Here is a 24,919-nt window from a genome sequence, read left to right as displayed (position 1 = left end):
ACCCCCCCCCCCCCGCCCGGCGCGGCGGGGGGGGGGGGCGGGGGCCGGCCCCCCCCCCCCCCCCCCCCCCCCCCGGCGGCCGCCCCCCGCCCGGCACTACCCCGGTTGAAAATCCACGCCCGCATAGTTGACATGCAGTCATTTACCTGCCTATTGTGATCCCACGGACGGCACCCCGCCGCCCACCGTGGAGCCGCAGTCATGGTGGATATCGCACACAGAGTCGGCATCAACGCCCCATCAGCCCAGGTCTACCAGGCCCTGGCCACCCCCGAAGGCATCGCCGCCTGGTGGGCCGAGGACACCACCGGCGACCGCCACCCCGGCGGCACCGTCACCGCCCGCTTCACCGCCAACGGCCAGGAAATCGGCGCCATGCAGATGAAGCTGCTGCGCTGCAGCCAAGCGAGCGGGTGCTCTGGGAATTCATCGACGGCCCACCGGAATGGATCGGCACCACCGCGCGTTTCGCCCTGCACCAGGACGGCGACTACTGCATCGTGCTGTTCAGCCATGAAGGCTGGAAGGAGCGCGTGGAGTTCATGCACCACTGCAGCACCAAGTGGGCCATCTTCCTGATGAGCCTGAAATCCCTGCTGGAAACCGGGCGCGGTCAGCCCAGCCCGCACGACGTCAAGATCGACAACTGGAATTGAAGGCACCCCATGGATGCAGACAAGGTGTTCAAGGCACTGGCCGACCCCACGCGCCGCACGCTGCTGGACCTGCTCTGCAAAGACAACGGCCAGACCCTCAGCCAGCTCTGCGAGCATTTAGACATGGCCCGGCAATCGGTCACCCAGCACCTGGGCCTGCTGGAAGACGCCAACCTGATCAGCACCGTCAGGCGTGGCCGCGAGAAGCTGCACTTCATCAACCCGGTGCCGCTGCACGAAGTCTATACGCGCTGGGTAAGCAAGTTCGAGCAGCAGCGCCTGAGCCTGCTGCATGACCTCAAACAGGAACTGGAAGGACAATGACGATGAGCGCTGAATCCACCCGTTTCATCCACGTGATCTATATCGCCTCCACGCCGCAGAAGGTGTTCGAAGCCATCACCCGGCCGGAGATTGCCCGCACCTACTGGGGGCACGAAAACGTATCGGACTGGAAACCCGGCTCGCGCTGGCAGCACGTGCGCGCCAACGACGAGCGCAAGGTCGAACTGGTCGGCGAAGTGGTGGAAAACACCCCACCCTCGCGACTGGTGATCACCTGGGCGGCCGCCTCGCAGGCAGACAACCCGAAGGCCTACAGCCGGGTGACGTTCGAGATCGTGCCGTATGAGGACATGGTCAAGCTGACGGTGACCCATGACGAGCTGGAACCGGGCAGCGGCATGGATACCGGCATCCGCCAGGGCTGGCCGATCGTGCTGTCGAGCCTGAAATCGTTGCTGGAAACCGGCAAAGGCCTGGACGTCTTCGCCAAACCCCAGTAGTGCCAGACCATGGCTGGCAATCCGCCCACGGCCCAAGCCAACCCGTGAAGGCGCCTTGATCCCGCTGAACGACGCATGCAACGCGTGCTGGCCGCTCATCCGCAAAGTACGCGTTACGTCACGTCAACACGGCATCATTGCGTTGCAGTTTCAATACCCTTCCACAGGTTCCTCTTGCAGCCCTCTTCCCCTTCGGCCGGTGAACCGGCCCCGTCGTCGCCAGCCTTCATTGAAGTTGTTGTTGTGCGGGCCGGTACCCACCTGTTTGCCATCGATGTCGAAGCCGCGATTGAAATCCGCGGCCCGGAAACCTTTGATCGCCCCGGCAGTGGCGCGCGCCCGCACCTCACCGTGCGCGGCCACGCACTGCCGGTGGTCGACCTGCGCCAGGCCAGCGGCTTGAGCGGGTTTGCCCATGGCTGCCCGGCCATGCTGCTGGTACAGAACAGCGCGGAGATCGTTGCCTTGGCCGTAGACGAGGTACGGGACATCGAAAGCGTGCCACGCCACAACGTGCGGCCCGCCGCGGACACCCCGTTCGGGTTCTGCGGCCATCACGTCATGCTGGATGCGCTGGGCGAGATTCCCCTAATCGATCCCACCCGCCTTCGATAACACCGAACCACCGCACCGCCCTCCCGATAACACCGGACCCCACACCGCCCCCCCGGTAACACCGGACCCCACACCGACCTCCCGGTAACACCGGACCCTCACCGATCTCCCGGTAACACCGGACCCACACCGATCTCCCGGTAGCACTGGACCCCGCACCGATCTCCCGGTAGCGCCGGGCCATGCCCGGCGGGCAGCCGGCCAGCTAGCGCGCCGTCCAGCCCCCATCCACCGGCAGCGCCGTGCCCGTGATCTGAGCCGCAGCATCCGAGGCCAGGAACACCACCATTTCCCCCAGCTGATCAGGCGTCACGAACTGCAACGAGGGCTGTTTCTCGGCCAGCAGCGCGCGAGCGGCGGACTCCTGATCCGTTCTCTCCCGCTCAGCCAGTGCCGTGATCTGCTGCTCGACCAGCGCCGTTCGCACCCACCCCGGGCAGATGGCGTTGGCGGTGATGCCCGTGCCGGCGTTCTCCAGCGCGGTCACCTTGGTGAATCCCACCACGCCATGCTTGGCCGCCACATAGGCGGACTTGTTCACCGAGCCAACCAGTCCATGCACCGACGCGATATTGATGATGCGGCCGGATCCCTGCTGCTTCATGTAGGACAACGCCGCCGCCGTTGAGTGAAACACCGCCGACAGATTCAGCGCGAGGATCGCATCCCACTTCTCGACGGGAAATTCCTCGATCGATGCGGTGTGCTGGATGCCCGCGTTGTTCACCAGAATGTCGATGCGCCCCATCTTCGCCACGGCGTGGTCGATCATGTCCCGAACGGCGTCGCCGCGAGACAGGTCGGCGCCGTCGTGCGCCACCTGTACACCGAACTCGGATTCCAAGCTGGAGCGGATTTTCTCGATCTCCGCCGCATCGCCAAAGCCATTCAGCACGATGTCGGCACCTTGCCGCGCCAGCGCCGTGGCAATGCCAAGACCGATACCGCTGGTAGAGCCGGTAACCACCGCAACTTTTCCACTGAACATGGGCGAGCTTCCATCGGGCGTAGGCAGCCAGTGTAGCTTCACGGCCCCGCCCCTTTGAATGGCGCTGCCCGTGTCGCGGCCCACAGCTAGAAGAGGATGCCCGCTCGATCAACGGTCGCGAGCGGATTGGCTTTCCGCACCGCCTCCAGGAAGAGCAGGAAGTCGCGGTTGAACAGCGTCAGGTTGTTGGTGAACGTTACGCTCTTTCTGACCGCTGCTTTGCTGAAGCACACCTGCCAGACATAGCGCTCGTAGATCATGTCAGAGGTTCGGGTGACGGAGGTGATCTGCGAGAGCGGCACCGCCGTGGGCACTGGGCCCCGCTGCAGATAGAAGGTATCTGTATCAAAGAAGTAGTGCTCTCGATCCTCTTTCCCATTAACCATCACCAAGGTCATGGACGTACCGGAAATCCGCCGAGGCGGGTTCAAGCGCAGCCCAGATTCCAACGCGGAACGGGCGCTCTGGGTCCTTCGCCGCTGGATGAACCAGATGGTCAACAACGGAAGCACCGCAAGGACAATCAAGCCTACGGTCTTCAACACAGTTTCCAATGTGCTTGGCACACAGATCTCCAGGATGAACATTCAGGCATTGGCGATGCCCGGGTAGATCCACGCCACGCGTGGATGGCGCTCCCTCCACACCCCATCACTTCCAATGATCCGGCCCCAGAAACGGCAGGCTCAGCACAAACACCGGAACCGCCACAGGTATCAGCGCCGCACCCAGCACCTTCCCGGCCGCCGTACCCGCCCCTGCCTTATCCGCCGCCTCCGGCTGGATCCGCTCAGCCCGCGCGGTAATCGACTGCGGCAACTTCGCCTTCGCGGCCAGCGCAGCAGCGTCCGGCAATTGCACCCGTTCGCCATCGCCCTCGAACAGCGCGCTGTAATAGCTGCCGCCCTTCCTGGAAAGATTGCAGTCCGGGTCGGCCGCCAGTTCGTAGCGGCTCCGGGCTTCAAGGATGTACGGCCGGCGCGTCAACTCGTCGATGGCCTTGGCCACCCGCGGACTGATCTCCAACCGCTCCAGCTTGAACTGGGCAGCCTGCTCCGGCGTCACCTGCTCCGGCCGCAGCAGCAGCGCGTAGCTGCCATGCACCTTGGTCCGGTCAGCCGGCACGCGCCAGTCCTCACGGATGTACATCTGCGCGCAGACCACGGCCTCGCGCAGCGGGCTGTCCATCAGGGCGCGGTAATCACGGAACGGCGCCGCATCGAAGCGCAGCGGCTCGTCATAGACAGGCAGCAGGTACAGCTTGCCGTCGTCGGCCACGAACGCGCCGGTGATCTCGCGACTGTAATGGTGATATTCCGGCCCGCTGGCGCACCCAGACAGCAGGGCGAAGCACAAGGCGGAGTGAATGAAGAGGACGAACGTTCGCATATCTGTTGAAGGGCTTCCCTGGGAAAACGGCTGTCAGTGTGACTCCACCACGCCAACGACGCGATCAAACCTGCAGTTGCGCAGATCCTCACGACTCAACCAGAACGTGGCCTGACCACAGTCGCCAAAGACCAGATCAATCGCCGGATCACACGCCAACTGCAGCAGACAGACCTCTCCGCCCTCGCCCTCCACCTCCGGCACGACGCCGTGCAAGCGTGGTACATGCCCCAGCATCTGGTGCACGCGCGATTCTGCACAGCGCTTGCGGCCGTCAGGCAGCGTGCGCATGCTCTCATCAAACGGCAAATGCCCGTCCTGCAAATGGCGGTCGCGCTGGTCGGCGTGGTACATTGAATGAGCCTGAGCATCCATTTCAGTGACGTCCTTTTGAGTCTGGATCGAGCGCTACAGGTATATCACCGGCCGGCCTTTCTGTAGCGCAAGGCGATGACCCACTCACCAGCGAGCAAGAGCGCTCCTTGGTTGGCGAAATGAGCCAGTGGGTGCGGGCCGCGTCTTGGCCAGAGGCCAGAGCAGCCACTCGGCAGGCATTTGAAGAAGCGCCGCGATATAAACCGCAATTAAAGCGTGCCGATTACGGCACCAGCCGGTGGGCGACGCCGTGATGCGAGCTCCATCTCAGTTTCAATTCTGGCTGGTGGTGCTCGTATTGTGTTGTTACGGCGCGGCGCACTGTCCCGCTGCAGCAGCGCCTGATGGACTCAAAAGACACTCTGGCGTTCCGCATTGGCGGGGGTTGCAGGCCATCCCCCTTTCGCCCCGGACCGACGCCGGCAGCATCGTGACTGCTGCCATGTTTGTCGCAATCGCCAAGCACTTTGCCCCGCTAACGGGGAACGGATGAAGAAGAAAGCCCACTCTTGAGAGGAGAACTCTGTAATGAACGCAGATGATGTGAAGTCGATACCGATGATGGACCCGCTCGCGAAGCAGCACCCAGATGGATCGAGTGCACCCAGACGCACGATCTATGTGGATCTTGATGGTGTGATGGCTGACTTCGACGCGGCATTTCCTGCTCTTTTTGGCCTGGACCATCGTTTGCTTGCCGACGATGAAATGTGGGGGCACATCAACAACCACCCGTCATTCTTCCGCGACCTTCCGCCGATGCACGGTGCAGTGGAGTTCTTCCACAGCATCCACCACTTGAATCCGGTGATTCTCACTGCCTGTCCGAAATCGAACTATCCGCTCGCTGCGATGCAGAAGCGACAGTGGGTCCGCGAACACTTGTCAGCAACCTGCCTGGTGTTGCCTGTGCTCGGCGGCAGGCATAAGCCTCTCTTCATGCACCAGCCGGGCGATGTTCTGATCGATGATTTCAAAGAGAACTGTGATGCTTGGACAGCGGCGGGAGGCGTGGCGATCAGGCACGCCGGCGATTGGGCACTGACGCGTCACGCGCTTTCCGAAATAGAAGATCTGTCAGGAACAGCGCGCGCGGCGGGCTGATTTCTCTAACGGCCACGTCGATATCTCCATACACAGGCCGAGGAGCCGGCCCCTCGGCCCCCAAGGCGGGCAACCTGCTTTGTAGCCCCGCCCTACTTCAACCGCTCAACCAACCGCTGCCCCACCTCCAGCGCCGAAGCCGGGTTCTGCCCGGTAATCAGCTCGCGGTCCACCACCACATGCCCCGTCCACGGCGTGGCGTTGCTGCTGAACTTCGCACCCGCCCGCTGCAACGCGGTCTGCGGGTAGAACTTCATCTCACCGCCCCCCAGCAGCGGCTTGGCCTGCTCTTCTTCCTGGTTGCTGATCACCGTCATCTGGTAGCCGCTGTAGATCCACTTCGGCGTGGCCGGCATCGCACCCGCTTCCAGCGTCGCCACGAAACCATCCGCATCCGGCAGCGTGGACAGCAGCGCGATCGGACCGTGGCAAACCAGCGCGGTGGTCTTGCTGCGCTGGTGGAAGTCGGCAAGCAACCGACCCAGCGCCGGGCTCTTCAGCAGGTCCTGCATCGGCGCGTGGCCACCGGGAATGTAGACCGCATCGAAACGCGCGTAACCCTGCTGTTCGACGCGCGCCAGGCTGACCACCGGCGAGGCCGTCGGCGAGGTCAGCGCCAGCTTCTCCAGCAGGTCCTTGTGCAGCGTCAGCTGCGCGGCATCGTTGCCGAAGTACGCCGGCGTCACCGAGGACGCATCCACCGTCGGTGCCCGCCCCTGCGGGGTGGCGAAGGTCACCTCGTGGCCGGCGTCCAGCAGCAGCTTTACCGGCTGCATCAGCTCGTTGAGATAGAAGCCGGTGGACAGCACCTTGCCGTCCTTCAGGTCCAGGTGGTTTTCGTCGGACAGCACCACCAGCACGTTGGCGGCCTGTGCGCCGCTGGCGGCCAGGGTCAGGGCCAGCGCTGCGGCCAGCCGGGTCATCAGGTTCATGGGGAGCTCCTATCGGGGAATGGCCGCCACTTTATTCATCGCCCCAGCGGCGATAAATTGGCCCCATCGCAAAACATCTGTTCCCCGGAGAGCCAAATGAGCCGCAAGTTCGACTACCTGGGCGATGTGGAGGTGTTCCTGGCGGTGGTCGAGCACGGCTCGTTCACGGCCGGCGCAGTGGCGCTGTCCACCACGCCCTCGGTGCTGAGCCGCGCGGTCACCCGCTTGGAGGCGCGGCTGGGCCGGCAGCTGCTGCAGCGGACCACCCGCCGCGTGGGCCTGACCGACGCCGGGCGGCTCTACCGGGAACAGGTGCGCACCGCCTTCGGCTTGCTGGACGACGCCGAGCGCGACGTACTGGCCCAGGACGGTGCGCTGGCCGGCCGCGTGCGCCTGAGCGTGCCCACCACCTATGGCCACTACCGGCTGCCGCCCGTGCTGGCGCGCTTTGCGCAGCAGTACCCGCAGGTGCAGGTGGAACTGAACATCACCAACCGCAACGTGGACCTGGTGGCCGAAGGCTTCGACCTCGCCATCCGCCTGGGCCAGCTGCCGGACAGCGGGCTGGTGGCGCGCAAACTGGAAGACGCCCCGCTGCTGCTGGTGGCCGCGCCGGACTACCTGCAACGCCGCGGCACGCCGCAGACGCTGGACGACCTGCAGCAGCACCTGTGCCTGCCCTTCGTGATGCCGCGCACCGGGCGGCTGGCACCGTGGATCTTCCGCGACGGCGGGCGCGACGTGGACTGGCTGCCGCGTTCGTCCATCGAGACCTCCGACGATGTGCTGGGCGTGGTGTCGCTGGCCGAACAGGGCATCGGCATCTGCCAGAGCTATGAGTTCATCGTGCGTGAGCGATTGCAGCGTGGGGAGCTGGTGGAAGTGCTGCCGCAGCTGCGGGGGCGGTCGCGGCCGTTCTCGGTGATCTATGCGCCGCATCGGCGGCAGTCGGCAGCGGCGCGGGCGATGATTGAGTTGCTGGTGGGGAATGCGTCGGTGGTTGAGGACGGCGTCAGCTAAGGATGCGATGCCTTCTCGCGGTGTCGGGTTTGAACCGATTTTCGGATCACGCGGCTGATCCGGCGCCGCTCCCTGCCGAGGCCGGCTAAGAACTGTTGCAAAGGAGGCCATCGCACTATTCGCTTGCGGCATAGGCGATTGCGCCACTTTGTTTCACAATCAACATAGCGGCTGCGCGAATGCGTCTCGTGGCGTCGCGTGTTGCACGAATGGCGCGTGCAACAATAGCTCTTCGCTCTCGAATCGCGCGATTTCTTCGCGAATTTCAATTTGCATTCGAAGCGGCAGCGTAAACACCATGGCGCGCCACCGACAACGGGTGGCATCGGGTCTGCAAACCCGTGATGAGCAACGACTGTTGTTTACGCTTGCCCGTCGGCACCGTCCTTAACCGGTGCCGGCGGGCAATCCGTCGGCCTTTATGGCGGGCGGTGCGTGGGAGTCTTCGGACTCACCGGATTATTCGTTGCTTCATCCCGGTTTGCAGCCACGCATCGTCCGCCACCCCGCTCACGCGGTGGCGCTGTTAAGCACAGCCAAGGAAACCGACGCCATGAACGAATCCGACACCTTCTCCTCGTACGCCGCTGTTGAGCCCGTCAACGACGACACGCCACTGCCGGACCTGAGCACCTTCTTGGGCATTCTCAAGCGCATGCGCGGATGCGAGGGGGCTGATGGGCTGCCCTGGCCGGAGAACGATGTGTCACCCGGCCGCCGCGTGAGCCTGGCAAGAACCGAGCGCGCGTTGGTGGGGTTGCTGACGGTGCTGGAGGTGCTGCATTCGGCCGACCGCTGCCGGGTGGCAGCGGAGCCGGAACGGCATTTGGACGAGGGGGTGGTGGATGGGTTGTTTCTGGCTTGCCGGGGGTTGGCTGAGTGGGCTTGTCGGGAGGTCAGGCCTGAGTGATTGAGTCCAAGCGAGCACACGAGCAAGGGGTTTGATCGAGCGAAGTATCGGCCAACGTCCGCTCCCGGCCAGGAGCGGACAGTTGGCAGAGACCATGCCAAGATAGGAGGCCGTACCGGACTGAACGCAATAAAAGTTCTATCTTCAGACTAGTATTACTGCCCATCATTGGATGATTCGCATGGAAAATTTGTACTTGGACTTCAACGTCATAAGCTACCTAAGACAGGGACGACAGCCAGCGTTGACGACTGCCTTCAATCATGCCGCTAGAAGTCAGCTGGTAGTTTTTAGCCCTGCACACTTGGAAGACGTTGCTGCCTCAGCAATAAGGGATGCGGCGCCGCCTGCCATCATCGAGGCTGAGATCGACTTTCTCGCGAAGATTGCTGGCAGGAACGGACTTCGCCCCATTACCCTCGATCGAGTCGTTCTGTATGACGAGTCGCCACACGACTGCTATGCACGCGTAATCGCCGAGTACGAAAAGAATGACGTTGCCGAAGAGATAGATGCTCGCGTCATAGCCGATGCGCACGAAAGTCCTGCCGGGGATCCCAAGGAGATGAACAACGTTCCCCATACTGAGATACTCGGCAACATTATCTATCGCGAACTGATCGCGCGCACCCTTTTCGCCAAAGGACTTATCGGCAGGAACGAGCAGGTACGCGCGCTCTCATGGCAGTTCGACGATCTAAAGGACCGATTCACGGTGCTTCAGGCCTATATTAACTTGGCCGCAAATTTTTTGGAGAAAATGGGCTATCACCGGGAAGCCAGAGACAAATCTCGCGCCCGGCTTCATGACGTTTCGCACATCATCTATGCAGCCTACTGCGGTACATTTGTTACGGCTGACAGGAAGCTAGCGAAAAAGGCCATGGCCATATACAGCCTGCTCGGTATCCGAACGCTTGTTCTTCTTGACAAGGAGTTCGCAGCCCAACTGCCACTCGATGTGGCGAATTCTGCGGACGGCTGACAGCAGGCCCTGATGTTGGAGATTGGTGCCCACGTGCCAACAGCGGTGGCGCAACGCTGCTTCGCAACGGCTATCGTCCCTTTATCGAAGTAGCAGTTGTAAGTGAGCGCGGCGAAGAGCCACTAGAGGGCAAGTGTTCGTTCCAACGTGGATCACCTCACAGTCAAGCTGTTTCGATGCCAACGGGACTTTCCCTGTTCACTAGACGAGTTCAGCCGCCAGGATCCTCTTTCGGCCAGAAGCGAACCTCAGCCTCCCACCGAGCGTCATCAGTTCGGGTCGGAAATATGCGGCTATGAAAAGCTAGAGCCTGAAAAGGCTCTAGCCTTGCAATCGGATCATCGCTTTTGCTTTAGAACTGTGGCTACAAGGTTCGAAAGTTGTGCGAGCATGTTGCTGGCATCCTCCTCCTTCTCCCTTGGCGTGGCCATAGCGTCGGAGAAGAGGCTCCTAGCCACCTCAGTCTTTACCTCCTCAGCCCTCTTCGGGTCGAGCAGGGCAAGATACGGCTCGATGGTTGTGAGGATGTGCTGTCGACGACGGTTGAGCACCTCATTGTTACGGTGCCGGCTAGACTCCTTGGCCAGATAGACTGCTGGCGCAAACAATACGAGAGAGAAAGGCAGACGGTATAGCGCCCTCTGCCAGTCAACGGTGTAACCGCTGACGACCTTGCCAACATTCCAGAGTTCAGGTAGGAACAACACCATGGCTGCTACAACCATCAGACTAATGGCAAGCCGCCGGAAAGTATTTGCGTTGGCCTTCTCTTCATTTGCATAGGTGGCGTACGCGCCTGCCTGTGATGTATTGACCACTGACCCAAGTACCTTGCCCGCCTGCCCTTCATAGTCAGCTAGGACAACTAGTCCCGCGGCATACTTCTTTGTGAACTCTGAGAACGCCTCATCGACCTTGGCATGCTGTGTGTCTTGCCATTTGTCGTAGCGCTCTGCCCGCGACGCCTCGGCCTGGGTGAAGGTTTGTGTGAAGCTCGACATCTGGTTTTGGAGCTGGCTTTCGAGTACGGTCATGCGCTCGATGAGTTTGTCTATGGCCAGGTTGGACTCCACAGAACGGGTATCGACCTGTCCCACGGTCTTGCCCAGGTCTTCGAGCTGAGCAGAAGCGTTGCGGTGCCAGTCGGCAACGTACTTTCCAAGCGACGTCGCTGCAGCTATGACCGCCGGCGAATCGGTAGCAGGTAACGTTGACGCATATCGCTGAACTTGGGCGGCAAGGGCGTCAACCTGCCCGTTGGCATTGCGGAGGTGGCCTGCATTGCTGTTACTGAGGAATGCCTGCAGCTCGCCCAAGGTCGTTTGCGCGGATGCATGCATGCTCCCAAGCACTTCGAGGTTTCCCATTTCCGGGTCGACTGCCCCCAACGTCGAGTCCAGTTGGGCAACGACCTTCACGAGTCTGGCAAGTTCCTCAGCATCGGCCAGTGGCGCATCGTGGGGAACCGAAATTCCAGCCACCGTGCTAGTAACTGATTGCCAAGTGCTGTGAAAAGGATGGGTGGCGTATTGCTCAGTCCAGCGTGACATCGCGCATCACCTCCTATCTGTTTGTGGCAGATAGTATCGCCTTATATAGAGATCCTTCAGCTACGTTTTGGGCCACCCATCCCAAGCAGGACCGCTTTGCGTTGAACACTGAGCAACGCATACTTCTCGAAGCCGGGGCTGTCCGCTTTCGGCCAGAAGCAGACACTACTCAATGATCTAGCGCCTGAAATATTGCCGGGTCAATTCAGCGGCGCGGTTTAAACAGCTACCTCAGCTCGACCGCCTCGCAGGCATGCCTAGACTAGAGAACGATTCGGTATCAGCTCTGTCTGCGCAGGTTCTTCCGGGTAAGGGACGGCATCCCCTTCACATGCTGCAGAGGTGTTGCAGGTGGTCTTCATGGATGCAGCGTGGGACCTCCGAGTATCACCGAGTGATGCCAGGGAAGGGATCGAACCCGGAGGTGTGGAGACCATCTGGAAAAGCCCTCAGGCGATCCATAATTTCGTGGAAACGGTCAGGATTCAACACGACTACATCGCCCTTCTTGAACCACTGCAGGACCTCAAAGGGCTTGGAGGTATCCACCCTGCCACCCGCATGCAGAAGACTGTTCCGCATACGCCGGATGTCGGAAAACAGGGGTGAACGCACAGCGTTCAACTCTATCCCCAACGCCTTCGCGATTTCTCCCCTAGTTCTATCCTCCCAATGAGCAAAGATCGACACAATGCCCAGAGATGACAGAGTGCGGACGTTGAAACCATTGGGCGCGCAGGCGTCTAGGCGAGCGCCCAAAGTGGACACATGCCGCACGTTCTCGGGTGTCGGATGGTCCACCCCGTGGATCAGCGGCGACATCAGGGCCTGCTCACGGGCCATACCTTTTTTCACTTGGCTATCCACAAGCAACTCAAGCATCTTTGAAAGCTGTTCCCAACCCCGCAAACTGTCCATGAATAGGCCACAGGTAGCTTCAACGTGGTCATGCAAGATGTCTATGGCTTGCTTCATCTGCGACACCTGCTCGCCATATCGCTGCATCTGCTGCGGTGTGGGATGTCCGTGCATTGGGTCTATCCGTAATCCGGGCTTAGGCGAACCCTACGCCCACTAAGCCACGACCTCAACGGACCCCAAGTTCACCCCGCTATCGCGGTACGGCCCTAGCAGCCACAGCTAATCGAGCGGCGACCTCCGAGATCCCCTTGCCCGCTTTCGGCCAGGAGCAGTCATTCAGCCCTCCCCGGATAGGTGACAACTCCAAGCTGAGTTTGGCCACCAAACACTGTGGCTGAATGATTGTCTTTGCGACGCGGAGTATTAACGATTGTGAGCTAATTGGCGGCGGGCGATCAGACTGTGCGCTGCGTCTTCGCGTTTGGACACACATACTTGCCTGCCAATCAGCGCAATTGAGAATTCCACAGTATTCTGAGCTATGCTCCCTCGCCCAGCTAACTAAGAAGAACAATCCCAAGGAGAAGAAGTTGACATCCAATAAATCACCCCAAAAGAGGGTAGTTCGTAGCGATAAGTTCAAAATTCCATTTGAGCTCGCCGAGCACCAGATCGGCATGAAACTCGAGCACTACTTCGGGATTCTTGAAGCCTGTCTGGGTGGAAACTTTGAGCTTGAGTCATCAATGGAAGCCAAGACCGGCGCAGATTACGAGTATCAAGGGCTACAGGCACGCTATTATTTACAGGCCAAGTCCCCGATTGCGCTTAGGAGCAGCGAGATTGTGCCGATCGCGAAGGGGAAAGAGAATGATGGACTGAATGCGATCCGTGCATTCCGAAAAGACAACAACCTCGACGAGTCTCCGCATTCGTTTTGCTTCGGCCTTAGAAAACCCGCGAAGCATGCCAAGGTTCCCGACGAGTTACAACACAACTTGCTCTACGCGATGAATGCCCCAGACAGTAACAGTCACGCTATGTACGTGGCGCCGACCGTCCATAGCAAGGACGAATATATGGCTCTACTGCGGGATCGCTCACATTTCAATGCGCTCTATGACGGTCCATTCTGGCGATTTGGAGAAAGACGAATAGTGCTGGCAAATTTTACATCAGATGTCATGATGAACATGCCATTTCTTCAAGCGCACATCTGCATCACCCCGCATGATAAAGTGACCACGCATGAGCATCATTATTCCTACTCGGCTCACGCGAACGACGTAGCATTCCATTCTCCAGTCGTCTTAGAGACTGCTTCACGGAGTCTGGCGGACTTTCTTGCGTCACAAGCTCGACAGATTGCGAGGTTCGAAACGCAATCGACTGAGTCAGTGCTGAATGAAATGAGGGAAGCTCTACCTGTGTCTGTCGTCCGAGCGCTGGGGGATTCTTCCCAACAGGATCAGCAGCCGCTTGGCGCAATAAGGAAAATTGGGAAGATGCTTTGGGAGCAATACGGAATCGTTCAATACCTGGTGATGAAGCGCCGAGATGAATAGCGCTTGCCAGTTGACTAAGTTCCGACAATTGGAGTAACGCAAAGGCACAGTTAACGCTCACATGACGGGCATGTGCAGGGCCGCTTCGGCTCGTTTGCTGCCATGTTGGACCCACGACCGCTTCCGGCCAGAAGCGGACGTTCTACGCTTGAGTTAAGCCGCGCCGCACCGGGGCGTCGGTTTGAACGATTTGTTAGCCATCAGTTCTTTTTGTCTGGGTCAAGAATGGTCCGGATCTCGTGCGGGTCCACAGGGCGTCCGAAGTAGGTAGAGATCAGTGATTTCCTGATCTCGTCCTTGTCCTGATCTTGTAGGAGCTCAATGAACGGTCCGAGCGAGGCCAGTTCAAGTTCAGTTTGACGAGCGCGATCAGCATTTGTTCTATGACGCGCTGACTCACGCGCGGTGTAGAACGCTGGCGCTGCGATAGCGAGTGCATAGAGTAGGCGGACTGCAATCGCTAATGTGTTATCCGGTGTTACCGGCGCATGGTAGAACTTAAGGAACGTAAAGCCTGCCATTGCTAGCCCACATGCAAAAAGACCAATAGTGATCCAGCGCCACAAGTTAGCTTGACTTGTTTCTTTATTTGCAATGGCTTGATAGTTGCCCGTTACGCCAATATCCCCGACGACCTGAACAATTCTCGCCGCATCACGCTTGTGGCCTTCAAGCGCGGATAGAACTGCTTCGGCATTGCTGAAGAAGCCAGTCTTAGCCGTAGAGAACTCACCTCGCACTTGCTGCAAAAACTCGGCGTACTCAGTGTCGCGCTTAGTTTGATCTTTGTTAAAGACTGTTTCCAGGTTCGCAAGAGCAGCTGCCATCTCAGCTTTTGACTTTGCGGATGCATCTTGAATCTCGTCGAGCCGATTCCTTTGCGCCTCAATCTGCTTGATGAGCTGGCCGATCTGCTCAGCGAGCTCATTCTTCTGCTCGTCCAGAATTCCGAAGGTTTCTCTTGACCTTGCTTGAACAGCATCAAGAACTTCAGCGACTTCCGCTTTGGAGGAAGGCGAAGCTCTTGGGTAGAAGGCCCATGCGTAATTTAGGACGTTCTGATCAATATAGGAGACAGCGTTTGCAAGGTGGCCGACGTTTCGATCGGAAACGAACGATGTTAGCTCATGGATTGGCGGTTGAAGGTTTGAGTTCATTTGATTCAGAGCTGACTCTGAAACCATGGTCGCCGAACTCTGATTTACAAGGGTTCTTAGGCTTCGTACGACGTTAAGAAGCTTGTCTCGATTGAACTGAGCCACTTCATCCGAGGCGACCTTAGGATCTTGCAGTGATTTGTCACTCAACAGTTCTAGTAATATGTTGAGCGATGCTGTTATTGCATGATCCTTCAAACTTCTGTTCGCCATGACCCCTCCCTGATGGCTAACTACCTAATAGACGGACCCGTGGGTCGGCTATACGACTTACCCACAAAGCGCCGCGTGATGCGCTTTGCCCTTGATGCAGCTCGATCTTAGAGCGGCTGGGTCCGGCTAACAAGACAGCGATACCCTGACGCAGCACTAGGCTTAGCGGCGGCATCAATGGCCGCTATGGGTCGGTAGCGGACATTGCCACCTTCCCTTGCGATCGGTCTGGGCCCATGTCCGCTTCCGGCCAGGAACGGACGCCCACAGCTCTGGACTCATGCCGCAAGGCGGCATCGACGTAAATTAAAATTTAGGACTAATGTATCAAGCCCCAAACGTAAAACAAGGTCACAGCATAAGCCACAATCACAGCCAGAACTTTTCCCCAAAAGAACGTCAGCGCAGGCCAGTTTAACCATGACGGCGCATCGAACTCATCGTCCAATGCTACGCCACGCTTCTCGTGATGGCGGGAAAAAATTCCCCACGCGAGGGTTCCGTATGCGGCATGCAGGAGATCCAATGCCAGAGCCAACACAAAGAGACCTGCTGGCCAGAGTAACTCCGGCGGGATAGCAGTAGGCACTGCATCTTCCGGCTTAAATACCCAGATGAACGCGATACCGGCGAAAGAAAGCTGTCGAGATATATCGCTTGTTTTTGAGCTAAAGGAATAATAGACGTCCCGATAATTCGCGATTTTCATGGGTTATGTATGCCTGTCGGGTTTCGGGCCGGTACTTCCAGTGCGGCTAATCTCAGTAGCCTTCCTTGCAGTCCGCTTCACTGCCTTTTTTGCAGCAGCGACCTTTCTAGCCACCTTCTTGGCAGCCTTCTTCACGGATCTCTTTGCGGCCTTCTTGGCCGACTTTTTTGCAACCTTTCGCATCGTAATAGAATTCCTGTAGCAGAATTTCATGGAAGGCCCATATCTTACAAGCCGATTCGCGAGGCGATCTCGGCTCGCATGAGCTGCAAGGCCATTTATGCGACTTACCCAAAAAGCAGTTCAGGGTGGGCTTTCCCCTTGATACAGCGCGCATCTTAGGCCAGGCGTACCCGGCTAACAAGCTAATTCATTAAGCTCATCCGGTGTTCGGTCAAAACCATTTGCAATCCGGGCATGTGGATATCAGCTTCGAGGCGCAACATGCCGCAGAGCCGTAGCGATAGCTTCTCCACTGCAACGTCCGCCTCTGGCTAGGAGCACACGTAGGCAGCCCGGTTGGTCAAACACCGTAGCGCTTGTTTCCTCCAGACGTAATGCAATAGCGTCCGCCGCGGGGACCGATACAGACGCGTGATCCAGAGCACGGACAGCTCCCATCAGAATAATCGCTACGTACGGGCCGAAATTTTTCGCGCGACACAGGCCGATTACTGGGCCGATAGCAGCCGCTTCCGCCACAAAGTAGCTTCGAGCTGACCCATTTGGCAGGGGCGCCCTGGGCCGACACTCGTGCCCACTCTCCTTTTCGTTCATACACCACAACAGAATCGCCACCGGCGAGCCTTCCAATGATTTGTCCATTGGGAGAAGATCGTTGGTTGAGGGTACTGGTTGACACAAACTGCGTCTCTGTCATCTCCGGACGAAAGGACTCCGTCGGAGCTGGCGGCGCGACCGGTGCCTGGGCCACTGAGGAGCGATGTGAGTCGCGCTGCCCGCCCCCATTGCACATTGCGACAAGTAATGCGAAGAATCCGACCACTACCAGCCCAACTGCTGCAGATGGATTTCGAGCCATGTCGCCTCCCTTTCCTTGTGGATCTTTCGACCTCGGTCCAACTTTATCAGAGTGTTAAGCCAGTACTCCTGGGAAATCGCAATGGCCAATCCAAGTTCTCAGGCAGCGTTGTGAAGCGTGGTGCTTCATTACCTTAAGACCAGATTGATGTCAGCTTTCGGCCAGAAGCAGGCGCTGCCTTTACAACGATCAGTCCTTCTTCATCCGGCGTAGGTGAAGGCATAACCCCTACCGATGCGCTGGATGCGAGCAAACCCCATCTCACCCAAGTGCATGCCGGCCACAATCAACCGATCTGTACTGACCATATCCAGAAGCGTTGAACGGGCCGCTGCAGCCCGCTGCGCATCCTGGTCGAATGCAATGGATACGTCGGGGCGGGCAATCTGGATGTGCGGAAAATGAACGATATCGCCCCAGATCAAGGCAGTCCGGCCCGCCGAATCGACTCGATAGCCTGTGTGACCTGGGGTATGGCCCGGCAGCGGGACTATGCTGATACCGGGCAGAACATCGCCTTCGGCCAACAAGCGCAGCCTGTGGCGATACCCGACGAATACCTGCCGTGCAAGCAGGAAGTTGCCTCGTCCGCGGTCAACGCTGCGGGCAAGGTTGCCGTCGTCCTCCCAGAAGGACAGCTCTCGGGGGTGTATGAGTAGCTCGGCATTGGGGAAGACAGGATCACCTTGAGCATCGAGCAGACCGCCAATGTGGTCAGGATGGGCATGTGTGAGCAGGATCGTGTCCACATCAGTGGGTCGCACACCCGCTCGCAGCAGATTGACCCTCAACTCCCCTCCCCATCCATTGATGCCGCCGGCGCCAGCGTCGATGAGGATAGTGCGCCCCCTTCCCCTCACCAGATAGCAGTTGATGTGGATCAATGAGGGATCGTTGACCCCAGCCTGCAGCTGCAGCCGCATGGCGTTGGCCGGATCGATGTGGGAGAGCAGATCCAGACTGGCGGTCAGATGGCCGTCGCTGATCGCTTGGATCTGGAAGTCACCGATCTGAAGCGTGGGCAGAGCCCGTTCAATGGTGGATGCGTTCATGGCGTTGGTCAGTTGCGTGCGTGGATTGAATCACTGGCGTAGCCAAAGCATCGGATGCGCGCCGTCAGTCCTGCCTGTTGTTGGATGGCCCGATCCAGCTGCCGCATGAATTCATCCATGAGCTCGGGCGTCCTCCCCGGTCCCAGGCGGTAGGCCAGTTCTGCGGACGCCGGATGGCCCCGCCCCTGACGCGCAGCCAGGTAGAGGATGTGGACGTTGTCCAACGCAGCACCAAGCACGTCCGTACACAGCACCGCGCATCGCTCAGTCAGCGCGGCCAGACTGTCGTCCGCCGGCATCCGTTCCGCGGTGAAGCAGATCGTGAGGCTAGGCATGTGAGCGCTGCTCCGATCCCTGTTGACCTTCAACCGCCACACTCTTGAGTTGCGCTGTCATGGGTGTATACGCGTGCACGCCACCCGGCAGGAGTTCAACGACGGGCGAACTACCAGGCGGGAGGCGCGCCAGCCAGATCGCTGCGGGCGCGTGGTCCAGTGCAACGGCATGCAGGCCCTCGGGGACAGTCCCCATCGCAATGAGCGGCTCAGGGCCGACGCGACTCACCAGCAGATAGTTGCCCTGTTCGACGGCCGGGGCCCGATCCAAGCCACGGTATAGATTGCGATGCCAATCAGTGATGTGCTGCTGCCAGCGAGCAAAGTTACCTCCGCCTTTCCGGGCATATTCCTCCCCCTGCAGGATCTCCAAGCCATCTATCGAGTGAAGGGCAAGGTAGGTTGGGCAACCCGCACCGCATGCCCTGAAGCGTTGCGAGGTGTGGAACCCCCGCACGGAAATCAGCGCCGGCAGTTTATGCAGGCTGTAGAAGTCGTTCCATTCCCCCTCGGTCGCGGGGTCGGAATAGCTGCATTCGACGGTATAGATCACAGATAACACTCCTCGCCCGGCAGGTGCGCCTGGGCATATCGTTGATGTTTCATCATGCTAGGCCTTGCCTGTCGCCCGACAAATCGATTATTCGGTATGCTTCAGTGACAAAAGTTCACGCTGAAGCCTCATGCGCAGGAAGATTCCCAGTAGCACCGCCCTGATCGCCTTTGAGGCTGCCGCCCGCCACGGCAGCTTCGCGCGAGCGGCCGAGGAGCTTTCCCTGACCGAGGGGGCCATCAGTCGCCAGATCGGCAGGCTGGAGTCCTTTCTGGGTGTGCCCTTGTTTGAACGGGTCGGCAATCGCGTCCGCCTCCGGCCCAATGGCGCGCGTTACGCTGCCCAGGTTCGGGAGTCACTGGAGCGTTTGGACCGGGACAGTCAGTACCTGATGGGCCAGCCGGAGAACGCCGTAAGTCTGGACATTGCCGTCACGCCCACCTTCGCGATGCGATGGCTCATACCTCGCATGCCGGCGTTTAGCCGCGCGCATCCAAACATCACCGTGCACCTTTCCCAGCGCATAGAGCCATTCGTCCTGGCTGGAAGTGGATTCGATGCCGCCGTGCACTTTGAGCATCCGGCCTGGGCGGGCATGCGGACCTACCCGCTGCTGCAGGAGGTTCTGTTGCCGGTGTGCGATCCCACGCTGATCAAGAAGGGACACCGAACCGCTTCGCTGGAGACACTGCCGCGGCTACACCGGCGACAGAGTCCCGATGCCTGGCAGCGCTATGCCGAGAGCGTGGGTATAACCCTCACCAATCCAGCAGTGGGCGCAAGGTACGACCTCCATGCGATGTTGATTGAGGCCGCGCTTGCAGGCCTCGGGGTCGCACTGGTGCCACGCCTCTACGTCGAGGAAGAGCTGGCGCAAGGTCGACTGGTTGCGCCATGGCCGCAAGGCGAGGCGGTGTCCAAGACGTTCTGCCTGGTGTTGCCCGAACCGATAGGCCTGACGACGGGCCCAGTGAAGACGTTCGCGCAATGGTTGCTAGCGGAAGTTGGCGGGCGCGACGACTTGCGATAGATGTTGAATCTGCGTGATCGAGCTTAATCGAACCCGCGGCCAGTCGAGCATCGATGCCGCCACGAGAGCTTCCCTCCCCGACTCCGGCCGACACGCGTCTTCACTGCAACGCTGCCATCATGCGGCCTAGCTTGACGCATCTGCAAAGCAGCACAGAACTTTGCCGTCCTTGGCGCATCGAATATTCGACGAACTTTTCCACTCGCCAAGCTGTCCGAGTCGCACCTTCAGAAGGACTGAAGGCCTGAGCACGCAGGGAGCGGCCAGTCTCAACCTCGGCTGGCCGCTCCCCCGGGCATTCAACTAACCTTTGAGATACAAACATGCGTCCGCTTAGCAAGGAAGAAGAAGCAAGCGTTTCCGGAGGTCGTACCTACAAAACTCCGGCAGGCAACACAGTCAAGTTCAATGCTAGCCTTTCCGACGCTCAGGCAGCGACACTGGGCCAGATCGTGGACTATGGGAAAGCGCACAACATGCTGGCTCCAGAGATTCGAATGGCAGTCAACCAGGCGTTTTATGAAAGCTCCCTGGGTTCGATGACCAGCAATCCTACCAACTCCAACGTTCAAGGCCTGTACCAGTACGACGCTAATACTTGGGACTACCTGGGTCATGGAGCGCTCGATCGATCGAGTACGAACGATCAGATCGCAGCGATGTACGACGACATTCGCAACTTCGAATCTCGATGGGCTGCGGGCCGCCAAGCCGGAACGATTCCGACTACCCTTCTGATCGACGACTACGTGGAGATCAAGCACCATCTCGGGCCCAACAGCACGCAATGGTCGTCTCCGGTTGTATCCGACTACAACGGCAAGGTTACGGTGCTCGGCTTCACCAGCGTTTCCACCGGAACCACGGCACCGCCCGATGGAAGTACGGGGGGCGCCGGCAGTGGTGGCCACTCTGGAGGAGGTGGCGGAGGTTCAAGCGGCGGCACCGGCGGTACGGTCATCGTTGGCCCTCCGCAGCGTCAACCTTGAGCTCCCACAGAAGTCACAGGAGAAATTCCATGAAAGCCAAGCTAGCCGCGTGCGTACTCGCAGGGCTGCTGATGTCGACCGGCGCCTCAGCTGCGGAGTGTGGAAGCGCGGTAGCGGAGTACGTTTACTCCGGCAATCCTGCACTGCACGCTCGAATCCAGCCGCTAACAATGCCTGGAACAGGGAGCACACTTGGAGTCACTCTGGAAGACCGATCCCGGGGCTTCAAGGCTTGGTTCATCGCCGACAAGGGCAGCGGTTCGTACTCGTCCCTTGTCTACGTAGATGACTTTACGCAGCCGTCGTGGCACCAGCCCGATCCGGATGCTCCCCGGGCCATTCGGGACATGCCCATCTTCGGTTGGGATCAGTCCCTGCATGTGAAGGAAGATCTAAGGAACCTCAAGAGTGCCCCGCAGTTTCTATTTGTTCCGGACCTCGCGGAAGTCGTGTCACATGGCATTGAGCAGCCGTTCCCCTTGACTCAAGGCATCTTCAACCGAATCAGCTGTCGCTAGGTTTTAAGGGAGGGGGCGCCCCCCTCCTCCCTCTCTAGCCGGCACTGCCATCACGCCCAGCAGAACTGATCAATGGAACTGTTTCGCAAGGAAGCCGAGTCTGCTCATGCAGACCAGTTTGGCACGGTCATCGTTTCAACGCCAAAGGCGCACTTCGCAGCTGGTGTTAGCGCCACTGCGGCGTGCCTGGCCGCACTCGTGTTTTCATTCCATGCTCACTATGCTCGCCGGGAACAGGTATCTGGTCATCTCGTTACTGATACGGGCGAAAGCCGGATTCTAGCGCGCCGATCCGCAACCGTCTCAGAGGTATACGTCAGAGAGCACCAACACGTTCGAAAGGGAGATCCGATCCTGCGGCTATCCAGCGAAATGCACACCCGCGGGGGTGGCGTGCATGCCAGAGTCGAGGAGGACATTGAGAATCAAATCACTTCGGTCCACGCGAGCGTCGCAGCTACCGAGGCAGCGCTGATCAGTGAGAGGCATCAGTTGAGGGAGCGTGTCAAATCTCTTCTCGCCCAGGCATCGGATCTTCGTCAGCAGATTGGCTATCAGCAGCAGGCCGCTGAGCAGAAGCAGCGGACACTGACAAAGCTGCGTCCACTTTTGAAGGATGGATTTGTGGCTGAGTATCAAGTCCAGGACCTCGAAAGTGCGCTTCTGGATACCCGGGCGCAGACATCAGGCCTGCATCGGCAGCTTGAAGAGATCTCTCAACAGCAGCGCGAAACAAGCCGCAAGCTGACGAGTCTGGAAACCGATTCGGAACTCAAGTTGAACGATCTGCGGCGAGAGCAAGCGAGATTACGCACCAGCCTCGCCCAGGATCAGAGCGAGCTTGAGTTGGTGGTGAGGGCTCAATCAGACGCGCTAGTCAGCTCCGTTCTTGTTCAGCCAGCAAACTATGTTGAGCCGGGGCAACCTATTGCCTCTCTCATTCCGACACCCACAACGCTGAAAGCGGAAATTTTCATTCCCAGCACGGCAATAGGCTTTGTTCATCGAGGCACCAAGGTTGCCATGCACTATGCGGCATTCCCCTATCAAAAATATGGGGTTCAATACGGGGTCGTCGAACAGGTTTCCGAAACCCCAACTCAACCTGCACAGCTGTCAGCGCTGCTTGGCCAGCAGCCGCCAGCGCAGCCAATGTACAGAGCCATCGCGTCGTTGGAGAGGCAGCAGATCGTGACTGAGGGCCAGCAGCGAGCGCTGGTTCCCGGGATGCAGTTGGAAGCTGCGCTTCTGTTGGAGGATCGCTCAATCATCGCTTGGCTACTTGAGCCGATCACCGCATTCCGAGCGTCTATACAGGACTGATCATGCAAGTCGCCAACTCCACAGCAGTCAACCCAACACCCGGCGATCTATTGCGTCAATGGATGAAGCGTCCGGTGAGGATCTTCTACCAGAGTGAAGCCAACGAGTGCGGCCTGGCCTGCTTGGCCATGGTACTTGATCACCATGGCCATCGGCATTCTCTGGAACAGCTCAGGGCATTCGCCGGATCCTATCCGCAAGGAATGTCGGTATCTGATATCAGCGATGTTGCGGAGCGAAAGGGCCTTGTGGCGCGCCCTCTTCGGGCTGAGCCAGATGAATTGGATCAGCTCATACTGCCCGCAGTTCTGCATTGGAACATGGATCACTTCGTTGTACTGGAAAAGGTGCAGGCGAGGAAAGTCGTGATTCTGGATCCATCCCAAGGCCGCGTGGAGATTTCCTGGGCGGCGCTTGGCCGGCACTTCACAGGGGTGGCAATCGAGCTCTTGAAGGGACCCGATCTCAAGAAGACCCAAGGGCGCAGTAGTCTTCGTCTGAGGTCACTCATTGGGCCGATCTCTGGTCTCCGACCAGCGCTGGTCAACCTGGGGCTTCTTTCAGTAGCGTTGGAACTCATGGCGCTCGCTTCACCCCAAGGCTTCCAGATAGTCATCGACCGTGTACTCGCCGATGGGGACCGTGCCCTGCTTCCGGTTGTCATAGTGGGACTGAGCCTTCTCGCCCTTCTTCAGCTGCTGCTGGGTTGGCTGCGGTCCTGGGCAATTGTTTGGCTGAGCAGCCAGATCAATATTGGATGGAGCTCGGGCGTGTTCGCCAGGCTGCTGCGCCTACCTACCCAGTACTTCCAAATTCGCAGCCTGGGTGACATAACATCGCGATTCACGTCTCTAAACACAATACAGCAGGCCATAAGCACGCAGTTGGTCGCTGGGATACTAGATGGTGTCATGGCCCTTGCGACAGGAGCCATGCTGTTTGTCTACAGCCCACTTCTAGGCGCATTTACAAGCCTCACAGCGCTGGCTTATGTAGGCGTCAGGGCCCTCTACGTGAAGCGACTGCAACACGCAACGGTTTCCTCCTTGACCGAAGACGCGCGCCGGCAGTCCATGCTGCTTGAATCCATCCGCGGTGCGCAGACTCTGAAGCTTTTCGGGAAGACGGGCTGGCAATCGTCCCGCTTTGCGAACCGAAGCGCAGCAGCCATCGCAGCATCCATTGCCGTTCAGCGTACGAGCTTGTCCTACGCATCCTGGGGTGGCGTCCTGCTGTCTGTAGGCAGGCTTGGTGCTCTCGCAATCGGCGCATCACTGGTGATGGAGGGACGATTCACTGCCGGGATGTTGATTGCTTACGCCTCGTACTCAGAGCAGTTCATCTCGCGCCTGAGTGCGCTTTCCGAGTACGCAATCCAACTCGCGTTGCTCGGCTCACATGCGGAAAGAGTTGCTGACATTGCTCTTGCACCCGTTGAGAAGGAGCCCGCTGAACCTTTGAGCGCGCGCGTTCAACCCGTTGAGGTTGAGCTCCGCAACGTCTGCTTCAGATATGCAGACAATCAGCCATGGGTGCTGAACAACGCCAACGCCATTATCCCAGCGGGTCAGATGACTGCTATCACCGGTGCGTCGGGTACAGGCAAGAGCACGATCGCCAAGCTCCTTGTCGGACTGCTGACGGTCAACAGTGGGGAAATCCTATTGAATGGCATCCCTTTGAGCCATCTTGGTCCGACCCAGGCCCGGCGCATGTTTGGATGCGTCATGCAGGATGACGCGCTTTTCCAGGGGAGTCTGGCTGAGAACATAGCCCTATTCCAGGAAGGGGCTCCGCAGCAGCAGATCGAGCACTCAGCCCAAGCCGCTTGCATTCATGATGACATTTCAAGAATGCCGATGGGCTATCGAACATCGGTTGGTGACATGGGATCGACCTTGTCCGGAGGACAGCGCCAGCGAATCATGCTGGCCCGGGCGCTCTACCAACAGCCCCAAGCCCTCCTTCTAGACGAAGCGACCAGCCATCTGGATGCAGAAACTGAGCAGAGCATCAATGCTCATCTCAAGCAGATGTCACTCACTGTCATTCAGATTGCACATCGATTCGAGACAATAGAGGCTGCGGATTGTCTGCTGCGTGTGCATCCAGATGGGTCCGTCAGCCGAAGGGGAAAGGCGGCCGCCCACTAAGACTCGTGGCTGGTGCTCGTGCGTACACGGTCGCGGTACAGTGTGGCCATCCCTCTAGCCCTACGTTCGTTTCGGCCAGATGCGGACATCGCAGCACACCGCCTGCCGGC

Annotated in this window: 27 protein-coding genes; 14 read left to right on the top strand and 13 right to left on the bottom strand. The window is 59.1% G+C overall.

Features of this window, described 5'->3' with window-relative positions:
- Positions 1-240 precede the first annotated feature (240 nt).
- Complete coding sequence (locus ABIA73_RS14890; protein ID WP_256994036.1) at positions 241-405, bottom strand: hypothetical protein; 165 nt, start codon at positions 403-405, stop codon at positions 241-243.
- Positions 406-413: 8 nt separating this feature from the next.
- On the opposite strand from ABIA73_RS14890, the gene ABIA73_RS14885 reads away from it, so the two are divergent.
- The 4 genes from ABIA73_RS14885 to ABIA73_RS14870 all read left to right on the top strand — a co-directional run bounded on the left by ABIA73_RS14885 (position 414) and on the right by ABIA73_RS14870 (position 2,056).
- Positions 414-656, top strand: a complete 243-nt coding sequence (locus ABIA73_RS14885) for an SRPBCC family protein (protein ID WP_256994035.1) — start codon at positions 414-416, stop codon at positions 654-656.
- A 9-nt stretch (positions 657-665) separates the two neighbouring features.
- Positions 666-980 carry an ArsR/SmtB family transcription factor gene (locus ABIA73_RS14880; protein ID WP_025874950.1) on the top strand — a complete coding sequence of 105 codons (315 nt, stop codon included), beginning with the start codon at positions 666-668 and terminating at the stop codon, positions 978-980.
- 2 nt (positions 981-982) lie between these two features.
- Entirely contained in the window at positions 983-1,441 is a 459-nt protein-coding gene (locus tag ABIA73_RS14875; RefSeq protein ID WP_033830924.1) for an SRPBCC family protein, read from the top strand.
- A gap of 75 nt (positions 1,442-1,516) precedes the next feature.
- Positions 1,517-2,056, top strand: coding sequence for a chemotaxis protein CheW (locus ABIA73_RS14870; RefSeq protein ID WP_301865454.1), 540 nt, complete (start codon positions 1,517-1,519; stop codon positions 2,054-2,056).
- 205 nt (positions 2,057-2,261) lie between these two features.
- Here the strand turns inward: ABIA73_RS14870 and ABIA73_RS14865 are convergent, their stop codons facing one another.
- The 4 genes from ABIA73_RS14865 to ABIA73_RS14850 form a co-directional block, all read right to left on the bottom strand.
- A complete protein-coding gene (locus ABIA73_RS14865; protein ID WP_354275967.1) occupies positions 2,262-3,044 on the bottom strand; it encodes a 3-hydroxybutyrate dehydrogenase in 783 nt (260 codons plus the stop codon).
- Between the two features lie 86 nt (positions 3,045-3,130).
- The gene (locus ABIA73_RS14860) at positions 3,131-3,631 is read right to left on the bottom strand and encodes a hypothetical protein (RefSeq protein WP_312401550.1); all 501 of its coding nucleotides are present in this window, start codon (positions 3,629-3,631) and stop codon (positions 3,131-3,133) included.
- A 64-nt stretch (positions 3,632-3,695) separates the two neighbouring features.
- Complete coding sequence (locus ABIA73_RS14855) at positions 3,696-4,433, bottom strand: hypothetical protein (protein ID WP_312401549.1); 738 nt, start codon at positions 4,431-4,433, stop codon at positions 3,696-3,698.
- 33 nt (positions 4,434-4,466) lie between these two features.
- Positions 4,467-4,787 (bottom strand): DUF1963 domain-containing protein, encoded by a 321-nt coding sequence (locus tag ABIA73_RS14850; protein WP_354275966.1) that lies wholly within the window; start codon positions 4,785-4,787, stop codon positions 4,467-4,469.
- A gap of 549 nt (positions 4,788-5,336) precedes the next feature.
- Here ABIA73_RS14850 and ABIA73_RS14845 point away from each other — a divergent pair.
- Positions 5,337-5,912, top strand: coding sequence for a 5' nucleotidase, NT5C type (locus ABIA73_RS14845; RefSeq protein ID WP_140227093.1), 576 nt, complete (start codon positions 5,337-5,339; stop codon positions 5,910-5,912).
- A 92-nt stretch (positions 5,913-6,004) separates the two neighbouring features.
- Here ABIA73_RS14845 and ABIA73_RS14840 read toward each other — a convergent pair whose 3' ends face one another.
- Positions 6,005-6,844, bottom strand: coding sequence for a type 1 glutamine amidotransferase domain-containing protein (locus tag ABIA73_RS14840; RefSeq protein ID WP_218789154.1), 840 nt, complete (start codon positions 6,842-6,844; stop codon positions 6,005-6,007).
- Between the two features lie 96 nt (positions 6,845-6,940).
- Between ABIA73_RS14840 and ABIA73_RS14835 the strand changes: the two genes are divergently transcribed.
- The 3 genes from ABIA73_RS14835 (at position 6,941) to ABIA73_RS14825 (ending at position 9,759) form a co-directional block, all read left to right on the top strand.
- Positions 6,941-7,864 (top strand): LysR family transcriptional regulator, encoded by a 924-nt coding sequence (locus ABIA73_RS14835; protein ID WP_218789153.1) that lies wholly within the window; start codon positions 6,941-6,943, stop codon positions 7,862-7,864.
- Positions 7,865-8,417: 553 nt separating this feature from the next.
- Positions 8,418-8,774 carry a hypothetical protein gene (locus ABIA73_RS14830; RefSeq protein WP_312401545.1) on the top strand — a complete coding sequence of 119 codons (357 nt, stop codon included), beginning with the start codon at positions 8,418-8,420 and terminating at the stop codon, positions 8,772-8,774.
- A gap of 181 nt (positions 8,775-8,955) precedes the next feature.
- Positions 8,956-9,759, top strand: a complete 804-nt coding sequence (locus ABIA73_RS14825) for a hypothetical protein (protein WP_312401544.1) — start codon at positions 8,956-8,958, stop codon at positions 9,757-9,759.
- Positions 9,760-10,097: 338 nt separating this feature from the next.
- On the opposite strand, the gene ABIA73_RS14820 is transcribed toward ABIA73_RS14825, so the two are convergent.
- Together ABIA73_RS14820 and ABIA73_RS14815 are read right to left on the bottom strand one after the other, a co-directional pair.
- On the bottom strand, positions 10,098-11,309 hold the full coding sequence (locus ABIA73_RS14820; protein ID WP_312401543.1) for a hypothetical protein: 1,212 nt from the start codon (positions 11,307-11,309) through the stop codon (positions 10,098-10,100).
- A gap of 387 nt (positions 11,310-11,696) precedes the next feature.
- Positions 11,697-12,341 carry a hypothetical protein gene (locus tag ABIA73_RS14815; protein WP_312401542.1) on the bottom strand — a complete coding sequence of 215 codons (645 nt, stop codon included), beginning with the start codon at positions 12,339-12,341 and terminating at the stop codon, positions 11,697-11,699.
- Between the two features lie 419 nt (positions 12,342-12,760).
- Here ABIA73_RS14815 and ABIA73_RS14810 point away from each other — a divergent pair, with 419 nt between their 5' ends.
- The gene (locus tag ABIA73_RS14810; RefSeq protein ID WP_354275965.1) at positions 12,761-13,735 is read left to right on the top strand and encodes a hypothetical protein; all 975 of its coding nucleotides are present in this window, start codon (positions 12,761-12,763) and stop codon (positions 13,733-13,735) included.
- Positions 13,736-13,935: 200 nt separating this feature from the next.
- Here the strand turns inward: ABIA73_RS14810 and ABIA73_RS14805 are convergent, their stop codons facing one another.
- The 5 genes from ABIA73_RS14805 to ABIA73_RS14785 form a co-directional block, all read right to left on the bottom strand.
- Entirely contained in the window at positions 13,936-15,105 is a 1,170-nt protein-coding gene (locus ABIA73_RS14805; protein WP_312401540.1) for a hypothetical protein, read from the bottom strand.
- Between the two features lie 319 nt (positions 15,106-15,424).
- Entirely contained in the window at positions 15,425-15,814 is a 390-nt protein-coding gene (locus ABIA73_RS14800) for a hypothetical protein (RefSeq protein WP_312401539.1), read from the bottom strand.
- 1,242 nt (positions 15,815-17,056) lie between these two features.
- The gene (locus tag ABIA73_RS14795) at positions 17,057-17,908 is read right to left on the bottom strand and encodes an MBL fold metallo-hydrolase (RefSeq protein ID WP_312401538.1); all 852 of its coding nucleotides are present in this window, start codon (positions 17,906-17,908) and stop codon (positions 17,057-17,059) included.
- Between the two features lie 8 nt (positions 17,909-17,916).
- Positions 17,917-18,243, bottom strand: a complete 327-nt coding sequence (locus ABIA73_RS14790) for a hypothetical protein (RefSeq protein WP_100436151.1) — start codon at positions 18,241-18,243, stop codon at positions 17,917-17,919.
- Positions 18,236-18,796 carry a hypothetical protein gene (locus ABIA73_RS14785; protein WP_218789148.1) on the bottom strand — a complete coding sequence of 187 codons (561 nt, stop codon included), beginning with the start codon at positions 18,794-18,796 and terminating at the stop codon, positions 18,236-18,238. The genes ABIA73_RS14790 and ABIA73_RS14785 overlap by 8 nt, the downstream gene beginning before the upstream one ends.
- A gap of 130 nt (positions 18,797-18,926) precedes the next feature.
- Between ABIA73_RS14785 and ABIA73_RS14780 the strand changes: the two genes are divergently transcribed.
- From ABIA73_RS14780 to ABIA73_RS14760, 5 genes are all read left to right on the top strand, one after another.
- The gene (locus ABIA73_RS14780; RefSeq protein ID WP_059063930.1) at positions 18,927-19,826 is read left to right on the top strand and encodes a LysR substrate-binding domain-containing protein; all 900 of its coding nucleotides are present in this window, start codon (positions 18,927-18,929) and stop codon (positions 19,824-19,826) included.
- 323 nt (positions 19,827-20,149) lie between these two features.
- Positions 20,150-20,815: a hypothetical protein gene (locus ABIA73_RS14775; RefSeq protein ID WP_139784921.1), complete on the top strand. Its 666-nt coding sequence runs from the start codon at positions 20,150-20,152 to the stop codon at positions 20,813-20,815.
- Between the two features lie 29 nt (positions 20,816-20,844).
- Complete coding sequence (locus ABIA73_RS14770; protein WP_059063928.1) at positions 20,845-21,333, top strand: hypothetical protein; 489 nt, start codon at positions 20,845-20,847, stop codon at positions 21,331-21,333.
- A 72-nt stretch (positions 21,334-21,405) separates the two neighbouring features.
- Positions 21,406-22,656, top strand: a complete 1,251-nt coding sequence (locus ABIA73_RS14765; protein ID WP_218789146.1) for an HlyD family secretion protein — start codon at positions 21,406-21,408, stop codon at positions 22,654-22,656.
- A gap of 2 nt (positions 22,657-22,658) precedes the next feature.
- Positions 22,659-24,809 (top strand): peptidase domain-containing ABC transporter, encoded by a 2,151-nt coding sequence (locus ABIA73_RS14760; protein ID WP_218789145.1) that lies wholly within the window; start codon positions 22,659-22,661, stop codon positions 24,807-24,809.
- Positions 24,810-24,919: the final 110 nt, after the last annotated feature.

Source organism: Stenotrophomonas sp. 2694 (genome assembly GCF_040548715.1).
In the GTDB taxonomy this organism is placed as follows: Bacteria; Pseudomonadota; Gammaproteobacteria; order Xanthomonadales; family Xanthomonadaceae; genus Stenotrophomonas; species Stenotrophomonas indicatrix.
The sequence above is the reverse complement of the archived record's forward strand: the minus strand, read 5'-3'. Positions and strand labels throughout refer to the sequence as shown.